Here is a 13,787-nt window from a genome sequence, read left to right as displayed (position 1 = left end):
GAACGGGAAGATAACAGACCGCTTCGACTATACAGGAACGTTCCTAGCGAGGAGCGGCGAGTCCGCTACTTGATCTTCTCGCCGACGTCGGCGTCGCCGTGAGTCGTCAGCAGGTCCGCCTCCTCGCCGGCGGCGAGGATCATCCCGTTGGATTCGACGCCGAACAGCTCCGCTTTCTCCATGTTCGCGAGCAGGACGCACTTCGTTCCCGGCAGTTCGTCGAGATCGTGCAGTTGCTTGATCCCCGCGACGATCTGCCGCGTCTCGAAGCCGATGTCGACCTCGAGGCGCGCGAGATCGTCCGCATCTTCGATCCCCTCGGCCGATTCGATCCGGCCGACGCGAATGTCGAGTTCTTGGAAGTCGTCGAAACTGATGCGCTCGTCCGCCAGCGCTTCGAGGTCGTCCGTGTCTGCCATACCCTCGGATTCACCGGCGTCGGTATCGTCGCTTTCGGTTTCGGCCGCGTCCGCCGCTGCTGTATCGTCGTCGTCCGACGCGGCGTCGACGCGCTCCTCGAGCTTTTCGGTGAGTTCCGCGACGCGGTCGTCCTCGATCTTCTCGAAGAGTTCGCCAGGTTCGTCGAAGTTGCGGGGCGGGGCCTCGAGTGCGTCCTCGAGGCGAGCGTCCGCGATATCGCCGTCCTCGTCGATCTGTGCCCACAGCTCTTGGGCCTTGTCGGGGGTGATCGGCTCGAGCAGGACGGCGACGGCCTTGGCGATCTGGACGCAGTCCCGGATGACCTGTGCGGCTTTCTCGGGCTCTTCGTCGGTGAGCTTCCAGGGCTCGTTGCGCTGGATGTACTCGTTACCGAACTGTGCGAGTTGGGTCGCGGCCTGACCCACCCCGCGCATGGAGTAGTCGTTGACGTTCTCGCGTACGTCGCCGATCGCGCCCTCGATGCGCTCTCGAACTTCCTCGGAGACGTCAGCTTCCGGCGTCCCCTCGTAGTTGCGGTAGGCAAAGAGCAGCGAGCGGTACCAGAAGTTACCCACGGTGCCGACGAGTTCCCCGTTGACCTTCTCTTGGAAGGCGTCCCACGAGAAGTCGACGTCCTGCTGGAGGCCGCCGGTCGTCGTCAGGTAGTAGCGCAGCAGATCCGGGTGGAATCCTTCGTCTAAGTACTCTTTCGCCCAGATCGCGCGGTTACGACTCGTCGAGAGCCCCTTGCCGTTGATCGTGATGAAGCCGGTCGCGGCGATCCCGCGGGGCTTGTTGTAGTTCGCCCCCTCGAGCATCGCCGGCCAGAAGATCGAGTGGTGCTGGATGATATCTCGGCCGATAATGTGCATGATCTCGCCGTCACCCTTCCAGACCTGCTCCCAGTCGTACTCGTCCGTGCCGACGCGCTCGGAGTACTGCTTCGTGCTCGAGATGTACTCGACCGGGGCGTCGACCCAGACGTAGAGGACGAGGTCGTCGCCGCTGTCGTCGGTCTCTCCGTTGGGGTAGTCGATCCCCCAGTCCATATCTCGCGTGATACACCAGTCCTGCAGGCCGTCTTCGATCCACTGGCGGGGCTGGTTACGTGCGTTCGACGTTCCCTCGAGCCCGTCGAGGAACTCGGTGAGGAAGTCGGAAAACTCCGAGACCTCGAAGAACTTGTGGGTCCGCTCGCGGTACTCCGCGGGGTTGCCCGTGATCGTGCTCGTGGGATCCTCGACTTCGCCCGGCTCTAAGTGGCGCTGACAGCCCTCGTCACACTCGTCGCCGCGGGCCTTCGCACCGCAGTAGGGACAGGTCCCCTCGACGTAGCGGTCGGGGAGGTACTGGTCGGCCTCGGGGTCGTAGGCGACCTGGATCTCCTTTTCGTAAATATAACCCTCGTCGTCCAATGTCCGGACGATCTCCTGCGTGAGTTCGGTGTTCGTCTCGTCGTGCGTGTGGCCATAGTTGTCGAAGTCGACGTTGAACTTCGGGAACGTCTCCTCGTACTGGTCGTGCCACTCTACGGCGAAGTCCTCGGGATCGACGCCCTGCTGTTCGGCGTTGACGGCGACCGGCGTCCCGTGCATGTCTGATCCGCAGACGTAGATCGATTCCTGACCCAGCGTCTCGAGCGCGCGATTAAATGCGTCTGCGCCGATATATCCCCGCAGGTGACCGATGTGCAGGTCGCCGTTGGCGTAGGGCAACCCGCAGGTCACGACGGCGGGTTCGTCCGTCGGAAACTCGTCGTGGCTCATGATCGTCACGTTGCGCTCACGGGCGTAAAACCCGCCGGTTTCGATCGCTGGGCTTACGCCGCTGTGCGTTTCATTGCGTCCGCTCCGATCACGGGCGAGATCACGGTCTCCCGACTCGAGTACCAGTAACGCGGGGAATCCCCTGACAGTCGACGGCTATGGAATTTCGAGGAGAACAGGACCGTCGGTCAGACGGCATATCCTTCGTTTCGCAGGGCGAGTTCGACCGCTTGATCAAACCGCTCTCGAAGATCGGGGTCGAACCGTTCGACACGCTCATCGGGTTCAGTCAGTTCAAGGCGACGTTCGCTGCCGTCGGCAGTGTCATCGATGCGCCGGTACGTTTCGGTGAATTTTCGGCTATCGTTCCCGTAGACGGTCACTGTTACGGATTCTGCCTCCGAAGGTCGTCCCTCTTGCTTCGATGTATTCGCTGCTCCACTTACCTTCACCCGTTCGAAGTTGGTGAGGTCCGTGCTGAGTCCGCCGATCGCGAGTTTTTGATCGAGTGACTCACGGTCCCATTCGCGCCGCTCGCCCGTTTGTTGATCTGCCCCGATAACTGTCTCCGGTCCGATCGTCTCTATCGTCCATTTCCTGAGCGATTCGGACGCGAGTTCGTCCGCTGTTCGTGACCGAATATCCCCTTCCTGAACCGTGTCGCCTTCTTCGACGCGAATATAGCGCTCATTTGCAGCGGGGACATCGACAAAAATCTCGCCGGACTCGGTACTGACCAGCGTTTCCACTCCCTCGATAGTTCGGGAAACTAGCGTTCGATCTCTGTCGTTGCTCATGGTTGTCAATCACACACATATTTAGAGACAGGTCTATCTAAGGCTAACGCCGGCACTATCTATACGATCGTCACCTCCAACGACGTGTTGCCGTGTAACGCCTGGTTCGGCCGGTACCGGTCGAGTAGCGTTCGAACTGCTGGAGCGAGCGGTATGGCTTCCGTGACCGTCCCATTCGATCGAATAGCAGAGCAGCAGCTGGTTCGTATCAACAACGTCTGAAACCGCTCGAGATGTCCATTTAGTCGTCGCTCACGACCGGCACGCTCGCACGCACCTCGAGCCGATCCAGATCCCCGATAAACGAGGCCAGCATCTCGCGAGTGACGTGAGGCATGCAGACGATGCGAAGCTCACCCGTGGCAGTCCGTGAGATCCGCCAGCCCTTGGCCCGCAGCGCGTCGAACGTCGATCGCGGCACGTCGGCCGCGACCAGCGGCAGTGTGGGGTCTGCGACCGCATAGCCGCGCTTCTCTAAGGCGTCGGCGAGCCACTCGGCGTTATTCTGCGAGCGATCGTACTGGCGGCGGTAGCCGCCGGGCCACAGTTCCTCCATTGCGGCGACGGCGCTCGCGACGCCCGCTCCCGATCGGGTGCCGGTCAGCGTCGCCTGGGAGGTCGACTCGAGGTACGGCGTGTCGACGGCGAGTTCGTCGAGCAGGTCGGGCGAGCGGACGAGCAGCCCGCCGGCGGGCACCGCGGCCTGGCCCATCTTGTGGGGGTCGATCGCCATCGTATCGACCGCTGCGTGGCCGAAGTGCCAGTTGTAGTCGGTAAAGGGGAGGATGAAGCCGCCCCACGCGGCGTCGACGTGGAGCATCGCACCGGCCGAGCGTGCGATCTCGCCCAGTTCCGGAATGGGGTCGACGCGACCGTATTCGGTCGTCCCGGCGACGCCAACCACCAGCGCGGTGTCGTCGTCGACCGAGGCGCGGACGGCCTCGAGGTCGGCCCGATGCCGGTCATCGGTCGGAACGATTCGCAGTTCGACACCGAGCAGGTCGGCGGCCTTCTGGAAACTGAAGTGACCGGATTCGGGCATGACGACGTTCGGCGTCCGGCTGTCGGCTCGCTCGCGGGCGATCCGGACGGCCTGAATGTTGGCCTCGGTGCCGCCGCTCGTGATGTAGCCCGCCGGGTCGTCAAGCCCTGCAATTTCGCCTAGCAGATCGATCGCGTCGTCCTCGAGCGCCGCGACGTTCGGGTAGGTGCTGGGATCGCCAGGGTTCGTCGCGAGAAACCGCTCGGCCGCGTCGCGCGCCGCCGGGTGGGGGTCCGTACACATCGAGGAGAGAACCCGGTCGAACGCTTGCGGCTCGATTTGCATATCACGTATGTAATCGGTCGGCGGTTTATTTGTTGCGTTTGGCGATGTTTCTCGCGGCTGTTCACTCGTCTCGGTTCGTCTCGCTCGGTTCCCTGGACGGGAGCGGTCGATTCGAACGGACGCGAACTGGAACGCAGGTGGCCCACCCTCGACGCTGGTGCGCCGGTCGTCTCATGATAATGTTAATAAAACGTCGACTTGAACCCACGATAATGATTTCGACAGTCCCTCGAGCCGTCGAACACGGGGCCACCGTCGTCGGTGTGCTCACCCTGTTGGCGTTCGGATTCACGCAGGGACGAGAGATCCAGCAGTACTCACTCGACCTGCTCGTGGTGTCTGTCCAGGTGGTGTTCCTCGATGCGCTGTCGTCGATGGCCGTGTTCACCGGCTTCGTGGCGATTACCAGCCTGTTGCTGGTCCGCGAGGTATGGTCGTCGCGGGACGCTTTCGAGTCGGTGACCGACGGCCCGCGGCTGACCGCTGTCGTCCCGGTCTACCGCGATCACGACGTGATGGACGAAAGCGTCGAGAGCCTCTGTGAGAGCGCGTACGAGACCCTCGAGATCGTCATCGTCGCCGAACCGAACGACGCGGCGACGCTCGAGCGGGCCCGCGAATTCGCGAGCGCCCACGACCGGGTCGAGTGTCTGGTCAACGGAAACCCGGGCTCGAAAGCGGGCGCGATCAACTACGCCGTTCGCGAGACTGACGCCGAGTACATCGCGGTCTTCGACGCCGACGAGTCGATCACGCCCGAGTTCCTGCCGCGGGCGATGGGCTCGTTGCTCGACGGCGCGGACGTCTTCCAAGGCCGCCGGATTCCGCGGCCGGCCGGCGTCATCGAGACGGTCGCCTACTGCGAGCGGATCGTCTTCCACGCGAGCTACAAGCTGGTCGAACTCTCCGGCTTCGCGAACTGCCGGAGTTCCTCGACGGTGCTGTCCCGCGATGCGTTTGAGCGCGTCGGCGGCTACGACGACATGCTCACCGAAGACCTCGACTTCGCCCACGACTGCTATCGCGAGGGCTTGACCGTCAGACAGGCCCGTCAGTGTACGAATACGATGGAGGCACCACACACCCTGCGCGACCTCTGGGGCCAGCGCAAGCGCTGGCGCGTCGGCCAGATCGAGGTGCTCCACGCGACCGTTCTCGAGTTGCTCGATGGTGAACTCGACCGCCGCGGCTTCATCTCGATTGGCCGGATGTGCTCGAGCCTGCTCGGGAGCCTGTTCACGCTCGCCCTCACCTCGAAACTGCTCCTGTTGCTCGTCCTGGGCATCGAATCAGCGTTTCTGGTCCTCGCGACGATCCTCGTCGCGACCATCGGCTTCGTCGCGTGGCGCGACGCCAGCGACGGCCGGATCGACGGCCTCAGCTGGAGTGTCGCCCTCGCGCCGCTGCTCTATCCCGCCTTCGGCGTTCTCACGCTCAAATCGCTGCTCGAGTACGGACTCAGCTGGGACGGCACCTGGTACCACGTCGAGAAAACGGGTTCGTAACTGCGGGGTAGATTCGGCCCTCGAGCGTTTCGGCGGTTGTCTTACTCGAGTGACTGCTACTTAGACGACCCACCGTCGGATAGGACTGAAAGGGGCTTTCAGGGTGTTCTCGACTGTACTGATGATTCCCGTGTAATTCACCGAACCACGCTAGATGGAAAGCGTGCCTTCAAGTCCGCTGCCGCGCAACGGCCACGCATGAACCCAGGCGACCGCGTCCGCGTGGATCGCGCGGACCGCACGTACGAAGGCGTGTTGCTCCCCTCGAGCACGGACGAGCAGCTCGTAGTGAAACTTGAGGGCGGGTACAATGTCGGCGTCGACCGGAAGAGAGCCGACGTGGAGGTCCTTGCGGAGGACGTCTACGAAATCGACGGCACCGATTCGACGGGGGCCGATGAGACGGGCTCGGAGATCGAGTTCGACGACGACCTGCCGACGATTTCGCTCATCTCGACCGGCGGGACGATTGCCTCGACGGTCGACTACCGGACCGGCGCGGTGACGGCACAGTTCGACGCCGAGGACGTCCTGCGCGCCGTTCCAGACCTCGCGGGCCGCGCGAACTACCGCGGCCGCGTCGTCGCGAACATCCTCTCAGAGAACATGGACCCGCCGATCTGGCAGGATCTCGCCGACGCAGTCCGCGAGGAAATCGAGGCCGGTGCCGACGGCGTCGTCGTCATGCACGGCACCGACACGATGCAGTACTCCGCGTCGGCGCTCTCGTTCATGCTCGAGACGCCGGTCCCGATCGTCTTCACCGGCTCCCAGCGCTCGGCCGACCGGCCGTCTTCGGACAACGTGATGAACGCGGTTTCGGCCGTCGAGGCTGCCAAGAGCGACTGCGCGGAGGTCATGGTCTGTATGCACGCCACCGAGTCGGACGACCGCTGTGCGCTCCATCGGGGCACGCGCGTGCGGAAGAACCACACTTCGCGCCGTGACGCCTTCGAGACCGTCGGCGCGGAGCCGCTGGGCGAGGTTGACTACGAGACCGAGGAGGTCAGTTTCCGACGTGACTACCAGCAGCGGGGCGACACCGACCTCGCAATCGAATCGGACCTCGAGAGCGATGTGGAACTCCTCAAATTCACGCCTGGGATGGATCCAGCGTTCCTCGACGTCGTCGAGGGAAGCGAGGGGCTGATCATCGAGGGCACCGGCCTCGGTCACGTCCACACGGACCTCATCCCGCGAATCGAGGACCTGATCGCGGACGGCACGACGGTCGTCATGACGAGTCAATGTCTCGAGGGTCGGGTCTGCGATCGAGTCTACGATACGGGTCGGGATCTGCTCGAGGCGGGCGTCGTCGAGGCGGGCGACACGCTGCCGGGAACGGCGAAAGTGAAGCTGATGTGGGCGCTCGAGAACAGCGCGGACGTCGAGGAGGCGATGGGAACCTCGCTCGCCGGTGAGATTCAGGAACGGTCGGTCCCCTGGGAATAGGTCGAGTTCGCACTGGTACTCACAGTGCGAACTGAGTATTCGACACTGCTGTGAGACCAGTGAACAAGGTGGCTCGTAACTACTTTTGTCCAGTCGACGAACATGACGATATGATTGTTTCGACTGAACCGATTTGGGAGGAGGTCACCGATGAATTCGCGCAGGAATACCAAGATGCCGTTGTCTACGCCGACTTAGAGCAAGAAACGATCCTCCATGAGGGAGAGCCTCGGATACTGGCGAATGGGTGGGTGAAACTACCGACTGGTCGCCTTCTCTCTCCTGACGCAGTACACCATATTGACACCTGAATTCTCGGTACGTATCGTGACTTCCGCTTTAGAAATTGAACGAATCATTCGTAATATTCACTATTGATGGTTCAAACCGAACAGAGTGTCCTGCGAATGCTGGCGGCCTGGAATTACCACACCCTCCCCAACCGATTCGCTCACGATGTTCGCGAAGACCTCGCACGAATTTGCACCGCGACTCGCCGTCAGCTCACGGGTCGTTTCACTCCCCGTTCGCGTTTCGAAGCCTCACTGCGTTGGCCTCGCACTGCTCGTCGCGGCGCAGCGCGCGCCACCGCATCGGCTAATTCACATTGATCCTGCGAAGTTCTTTCCCGCACGACCACATGAGGTGTCACTGCTTGACGGACGATGTCACCTGATTCAGACGCAGCCCCTTCCATCGAAATCCGCCGCGCCACCCACGACGATTACGAGGCCGTCGCCGACTTCACCAGCGATATCTGGCCCGACCGCGGCGGCGACTACATCCCGCGGATCTACCACGACTGGCTCGAGGACGAGCCGGGTCAGGGCACGAAGACCTTCCTCGCCGAAATCGACGGTGAGGCCGCGGGGATCGTCCAGGGTGTCATGCTCTCGCCCGACGAGGCCTGGTTTCAGGGGATGCGCGTCGCCGCCGACTACCGGCGACAAGGCGTGAGCAACCGGCTGAACGAGGCGACCTTCGAGTGGGCCCGCGAGCAGGGGGCGACCGTCGGCCGGGTCATGATCTTCTCGTGGAACGCGGCCTCGATCGGTGCGGCGCGGGCGAGCGGCTTCGAGCCGATCACCGAGTTTCGCTTCGCGCATCCCGACCCCGATCCGGACGCTGAGGGTCCCTATGCGGTCTCGAGCGGCCCCACGGCGGCCTGGCGGCACTGGACTCACAGCGACGCGCGCGAACATCTGAACGGCCTCGGTATGGCTCCCGAGGAGTCGTGGGCCGTCCGCGAACTCACGCGCGACGACATCGAACGCCTCGCCGACGAGACGGCCGTCTTCGCGGTCGAGAACGAGGACGGGCTCGCAGGAACGGCCTATCGATCGCGAACGTATGACCACGAGGTCGAGGGCGACGACCCGGACGACTCGAGCGACGAACCGACGACCGAGACGTGGGCCGAATACGGCGTCGGCGCGTGGGACAGCGTCGACGCCGCCCGCTCGCTGTTCGCCGCGATCGCTCGCGACGCGGCCGACTGCGGTGCCGACGAGACGCGCGTCCTGATTCCCGAAACTCCCCGCCACGTCAGCGACGCGCCCTACGCGGGGGCCGGTATCTCGGAAGAGCCGGACTTCGTGCTGGGAATCGATCTCTCGGGCTACTGACGCTCTACTCCGACGCCAGCCGCCACAACCGCTCGAGGCGGCGCTCCGTGGCGGGGTGGGTCGCGAAGAGGCCGCCACCGCCGTCGCGCTCCGGATCCAGCGCCGGGAGCACCGACATCGCGTCGACTGAGCGGGCGTGTCTCCGGAGGTCCTCGGGCGGTCGCTCCGGCGTCGCCCCGTCGAGGCGTTCGAGCGCCGACGCGAGCGCGCCGGGGTCGCCGGTCGCGGCGACGGCCGCTCGGTCGGCGGCGAACTCCCGTCCGCGAGAGAACAGTCCGACGCCGAGGGCCGAACTGCCGACCAGGAGCCGGCCGACGGCGAGCCAGGGGAGGTCGCGCGGGTCGAACTCGCCTTCCTCGCGGAACATTTCGTAGAACTCCTCCGACGCGACCAGCGGGACGAGCATCCACGTCATCAACCGCTGGTCACCGTTCGAGAGGTGGGCGAGTTCGTGCGCGATGACGGCCTCGAGTTCCGCGTCGGAGAGGGTCTCGAGGAGGCCGTCGGAAACGACGACGAGCGGCTCGCCGCCGTACGACATCGTACACGCGATCGGCGTCGTCGCGGGGTGGTGTCGAAGTTTCGGCATCGGCAGCCCGAAGGTGGCCGCGATTCTGCGGGTCGCCGCCCCGATGCGACCGTTTTCCGTCAGGTCAATCGGGTCCGTCTCTCGAAGGAGTTGCCGCCGACTGCGACGGATCATTCGCCGAACGCCTGCCATCCACAGGACGAACGAGAGGATCGTCCCCGCGACGAATCCGACGGCGAGCGTTCCGAGCCCGGGATCGATCACCTGTGCGGCCACGATGACGGCAAACGCGGCGAAGCAGACGCCGCCGATCGCCGCGAGCGCCAGTCCCAACCCGACGAGCGTGCCGAGCCCGACCACGGCGGCACCGATTGCCCGTCCCGCAAGACTGAGAGTCGTCCGCATTCGCACGTCGTCACGTTTCGATCAGTGAGTGTTAAGAATCCCGATAGAACAAGACGCGATTCGAGTGAACCCGGCTCTCGTCGACGGCGATCAGCTTCAGCCAACTGCGAGTATCTCCCGCCACGACTCCCTGCACTCGCAACGAACCGCTACCTTCGAGTTCTCAGCCGCCGCTGACCGGTGGGAACAGCGCCAACTCGTCGCCCTCCTCGAGCACCGTCTCCATTCCGTCCTCTTCGACCAGGACATTCGTTCCGTTTCGAAGCACGTTGATCTGCGAGCGCAACTCGCCGTCCTCGAGCACGCGGCCCTCGAGTTCGGGTGCCGCTTCGAGCAGCGCCTCGAAGGCGTCCCCGACGGTGTCGCCGGCCGCGGCATCGACGGTCACGTGTTTGTCGCCCGCGCGCTCGGCGAGATCGGCGAACAGTTTCCACTCCGTGGGCATACGTGGCGCTATCGGTGCCGACGGCAAGTAGCTACCGCTCCCGTGTCCGTTCCCGCTCCCACTCCTGATCGGAATCCGGGCCCGGATCTCGGTTCGGGTCCTCGCTTCGCTCCGTCGTCTGGACCAGCGTCCGCTCCGTCACCCGTCGAAGCGCCTCCGGGCGACCGAGTACGTAGGCGACGTCGCCGGCAGCGAGCCGCACATCGCCGGCCGGCAGCGGCAGCCGCTCGTCGCCATCGTTGTCGCCCTCGGCGGTCTCTCGCTCGAGTGCGAGTACCAAGACCGGCAGCGCATCGATCGGCACGTCCACGAGCGGGTCGTCCGACTCGATCGAGACGGTCGTGACCGTCTCGTCGGCCGCCCGGAGCAGGGAGACGAGGTCTCGTTCGGCGTCCGGACTACCCGGCAGCGTCACGAGCCGGTAGCTGCGATCGGGCTTGAGGTCGCGGGCGTCGTCGGCGTCAAGGGCGACGGTCGCAGTGTCGTTGGCGGTCGCGCGCAGTTCGCCGCCGGCCACCCGCCGGGCGGTGCCGCCCTCGTCGTCGCGCGCCCAGATCCGGACCGCGTCGCCCGGACTAGCGTCGGCCGCGGGATCACCCGCCAGTGCGACGGCGACAGTCCCCGGCGCGAGCGTCGGCCCGATCCCCGCCGGTCGGCTCCCGACCGCGAGGTACTCCACCGTCCCGTCCGCGGTGAGATCGACGTCGACGTGTCCGATCCCGAAGTCGCGCTCGAGGCGGGTGATCAGTCTCTCGCGTAGCTTCTCGACGGTGAGCCGACGCGGGAAGAGTAATGTCTGGCCCGCTATGTCCGTTTTCACCGACTCGTCGACGGCGTCGTAACCGTCGATATCGCCGATCTCGTCCGGGAGCTCGACCGTGACAACGCGGCCGGCCGAGCGAACGAGCTGTGTGACCTCGGTGATCGTCCGCGGCGTCGCGACCATGAACACGTCCAGCGCGAGGTAGTCGCCCAGCCGTCGCCCCGCGTCGGCGGCGATCGCACTGCCGACGAACGCGGCGATGGTGAAGATGGCAGTGGTCGGCTCGGTCAGCCCCGTGTTACCGATGATCGCTTGTGACAGCGCGCTCTGGGTGTTCAACCAAATCGCGATGAGGGCGACGCCGACGAGGACCGCGACGCCCTCCGGAATCTCGTCGGCGCTGTACCAGCGATAGAGAAACGCTACACTGGCTCCCGCGCCGGCCGCGAGCGCTGCGAAGCCGAGGATTCGGACGACCGCTTCCAGGAGCGTTTCGGTGGGAACGAACTGGGCGACGATGGGATCTATCACACGCGATCACCGCCGTCAGTACGACAGCCGTCTCCGGCACGGTGACGGCTGCTCATCGAGCAATCGCCTCCGCGAACGCCTCGGTCGCGTCGTCCGGCCCCGCGACGAACGCCTCGTCGCCGGCCTCGAGTCGTCGTTCGATGCCGGGACCGAACACCCAGCCGTGGCGACGGCCGCTCGTCTCGCTGCCCTGCCGTCGCACCGCGAGGATCGTCACGTTCGCCGGCGAATCAGTCGGCTCGAGGCCGCCGGTCTCATTGTCCGCACCGGTGGCTCCGACGGTGAATCGACGGATGGCGTACCCCTCGCGTTTGACCAGCGCGAGCGCCTCGAACTCGCGACTCGTTCCTCGAGACCGAACGACGAGACGCGGTGACTCGACCTCGAGGATCGGTTTCACGTCCCGCCGAGCGACGGCGACGGTCACGCGGCCCGGGCCGCCGGCGGTCACCGCGTTCGATTTCGAGTCGTCGATCGCGGACTCGGTGTCTTCCCCGCCGTCGGTCGCTACCGCTTCGTCCGACGCGCCGGGAGCGGCGGCCGGGTCGTGTTTGCCGTCGATATCGGTCCGGGCGCTCAGTACCGTCCCGGAGATCGAGCGCTCGCCGGCGCGGACGGTCACCTCGTCGCCCCGGGCGACCCCCGTGGGGACGAGCGTCGCGATCGAGACGGCGCGCTGACCCGCCGGCACGCGTTGCGAAAGGCTTCCGGACGGCGGTGCCGCGACGATCGTCGCCCGCGCCTGTTCGTCAATCGCGACATCGACATCCGCGAGGTCGTGGTCCGTCCGCAGCCGCTCCTCGAGCCGCGCCTCGAGTTCCGAGAGGGGGAGATCGGCCGGCAGTCGCCACGAATCGGCCTTCAGCGCTCCCCGGAGGTCGGGAGAGAGTGGCGGGTAGCCTTCCATGTCGCGGACCTCGCCGGTGGGGCGGACAGTAACCTGGCCGACCGAGCCGACGAGTTCGACGACGTCGGCCGAGAGGGTCCGCTGTCGGAGGCGAGTAAAGGAGAGTCGGCGCGGGAGTTCGGCTCCGAGCTTGTCGCCCTGACTGTGCGCATAGAGCGCAAGCATGAGGACGATCAGCACAGCGATGAGCAGTCGCGGCGACTGCGCGATCGTCGGTTCGACGAGACCGAGCAGCCCGCCCTGGACGCTGGCGATCGAGAGCGCGAGGACGACGACACCGAATCCGGGTAGCGTAACGCCGGTGAAGTACCGCACGAGAAAGCCCAGCGAACCGGCGACGAACGCGGGGACGATACCGGTCAGGAGCCCGAGGTAAAGCCCGAGCAGCACTTCGACCAGCAGGTTGACCGGAAGCGATTGCATTGTGGGACCGTGGGGCGGATTCATTAAATCAGCACCGACACGGGCATCGACGAGAGGAGTTCCCGGCCTGGCCCGGATATTCTGTCGGACCCAGATACGGGTTTTTGCGCGCTCGAGACGGAGGGGGATCTCATACCTGTTCGGATTCAGGACTCCGATCTGGTCCGTATCGGTATCCTGTGTCGTTTGCTTCTGGGCGTCGCCATCGGCTACGTGATGACGGTTTCGACGGCGATCACCGTGCCGGTGGCAGCGCTCATCGGCATCGCCCTGATCTATGACACGATCTTCCGCAGAGGGCCGGTGAATTCGACTGCAGAATTGACCGACGAGGCCCACGAGATCGAACTGCCGACGTAACTCGTCCCTGTCCGCCCATCCCGACGGGCACGGAGTGGGATTTATCGCTACGCGCGTGGTAGCGCTCCTATGCTCGCTCGCGTTCTCGTTCCGATGGACGGCTCGACGCTCTCCGAGCACGCGCTTACCTACGCCCTCGAGAACCATCCCGACGCGTCGGTCACCGTCCTCACCGTCGTCGGCGAGCCATCCATGATGATGGGCGACGCGGTGAGTCTCGCCTTCGAGGACGACCTTGAGACGGCCGCGACGGAGCGCGCCGCGGAGGTCTTCGACCGCGCTCGAGAGGTGGCCACCGAGCACGACGCCGAGATCGATACCGTCGTCGCGATCGGTCGTCCCGCGCGGGCGATCATCACCCGCGCCGATGACTACGACGCGGTCGTGATGGGCAGTCACAGCGGTGACGTGATCGGTCGGTTGTTCGTCGGTGACGTCGCCGAAACCGTATTCGAGCGCTCGCCCGTTCCGGTGACCGTCGTCCGCTGATCGGGTTCAATCACTGATATGACGCCCGTTCCGGACGGAACCG

Annotated in this window: 13 protein-coding genes; 6 read left to right on the top strand and 7 right to left on the bottom strand. The window is 65.0% G+C overall.

All coding sequences use genetic code 11. From position 1 onward, the window contains the following. Positions 1-65 precede the first annotated feature (65 nt). The 3 genes from metG to mfnA form a co-directional block, all read right to left on the bottom strand. Positions 66-2,186 (bottom strand): methionine--tRNA ligase, encoded by a 2,121-nt coding sequence (gene metG, locus K6I40_RS16335; RefSeq protein ID WP_222920066.1) that lies wholly within the window; start codon positions 2,184-2,186, stop codon positions 66-68. 188 nt (positions 2,187-2,374) lie between these two features. After that, complete coding sequence (locus tag K6I40_RS16330; protein WP_222920065.1) at positions 2,375-2,983, bottom strand: hypothetical protein; 609 nt, start codon at positions 2,981-2,983, stop codon at positions 2,375-2,377. 241 nt (positions 2,984-3,224) lie between these two features. Continuing rightward, positions 3,225-4,310, bottom strand: a complete 1,086-nt coding sequence (gene mfnA / locus K6I40_RS16325) for a tyrosine decarboxylase MfnA (protein WP_222920064.1) — start codon at positions 4,308-4,310, stop codon at positions 3,225-3,227. Between the two features lie 212 nt (positions 4,311-4,522). Between mfnA and K6I40_RS16320 the strand changes: the two genes are divergently transcribed. The 4 genes from K6I40_RS16320 (at position 4,523) to K6I40_RS16310 (ending at position 8,892) form a co-directional block, all read left to right on the top strand. Then, positions 4,523-5,815, top strand: a complete 1,293-nt coding sequence (locus tag K6I40_RS16320; RefSeq protein WP_222920063.1) for a glycosyltransferase family 2 protein — start codon at positions 4,523-4,525, stop codon at positions 5,813-5,815. Positions 5,816-6,013: 198 nt separating this feature from the next. Continuing rightward, on the top strand, positions 6,014-7,267 hold the full coding sequence (gatD, locus tag K6I40_RS16315) for a Glu-tRNA(Gln) amidotransferase subunit GatD (protein WP_222920062.1): 1,254 nt from the start codon (positions 6,014-6,016) through the stop codon (positions 7,265-7,267). A 110-nt stretch (positions 7,268-7,377) separates the two neighbouring features. Then, a complete protein-coding gene (locus tag K6I40_RS29025) occupies positions 7,378-7,578 on the top strand; it encodes a hypothetical protein (protein WP_345779440.1) in 201 nt (66 codons plus the stop codon). A gap of 354 nt (positions 7,579-7,932) precedes the next feature. Further along, positions 7,933-8,892, top strand: coding sequence for a GNAT family N-acetyltransferase (locus tag K6I40_RS16310; RefSeq protein WP_222920061.1), 960 nt, complete (start codon positions 7,933-7,935; stop codon positions 8,890-8,892). Between the two features lie 4 nt (positions 8,893-8,896). On the opposite strand, the gene K6I40_RS16305 is transcribed toward K6I40_RS16310, so the two are convergent. The 4 genes from K6I40_RS16305 to K6I40_RS16290 form a co-directional block, all read right to left on the bottom strand. Further along, a complete protein-coding gene (locus K6I40_RS16305; protein WP_222920060.1) occupies positions 8,897-9,826 on the bottom strand; it encodes a M48 family metalloprotease in 930 nt (309 codons plus the stop codon). A gap of 163 nt (positions 9,827-9,989) precedes the next feature. Beyond that, positions 9,990-10,271 (bottom strand): ubiquitin-like small modifier protein 1, encoded by a 282-nt coding sequence (locus K6I40_RS16300; protein ID WP_222920059.1) that lies wholly within the window; start codon positions 10,269-10,271, stop codon positions 9,990-9,992. A gap of 31 nt (positions 10,272-10,302) precedes the next feature. Then, on the bottom strand, positions 10,303-11,565 hold the full coding sequence (locus K6I40_RS16295) for a TrkA C-terminal domain-containing protein (protein WP_222920058.1): 1,263 nt from the start codon (positions 11,563-11,565) through the stop codon (positions 10,303-10,305). Between the two features lie 52 nt (positions 11,566-11,617). Further along, the gene (locus K6I40_RS16290; protein ID WP_222920057.1) at positions 11,618-12,895 is read right to left on the bottom strand and encodes a potassium transporter TrkA; all 1,278 of its coding nucleotides are present in this window, start codon (positions 12,893-12,895) and stop codon (positions 11,618-11,620) included. 186 nt (positions 12,896-13,081) lie between these two features. On the opposite strand from K6I40_RS16290, the gene K6I40_RS16285 reads away from it, so the two are divergent. Beyond that, positions 13,082-13,255: a hypothetical protein gene (locus tag K6I40_RS16285; RefSeq protein WP_222920056.1), complete on the top strand. Its 174-nt coding sequence runs from the start codon at positions 13,082-13,084 to the stop codon at positions 13,253-13,255. Positions 13,256-13,324: 69 nt separating this feature from the next. Beyond that, positions 13,325-13,744 (top strand): universal stress protein, encoded by a 420-nt coding sequence (locus tag K6I40_RS16280; RefSeq protein ID WP_222920055.1) that lies wholly within the window; start codon positions 13,325-13,327, stop codon positions 13,742-13,744. Positions 13,745-13,787 lie beyond the last annotated feature (43 nt).

Origin of the sequence: Natrinema sp. SYSU A 869 (assembly GCF_019879105.1) — an archaeon.
In the GTDB taxonomy this organism is placed as follows: domain Archaea; phylum Halobacteriota; class Halobacteria; order Halobacteriales; family Natrialbaceae; genus Natrinema.
Note: the sequence above shows the minus strand (reverse complement) of the source record. Positions and strands in the feature narration are given on the sequence as shown.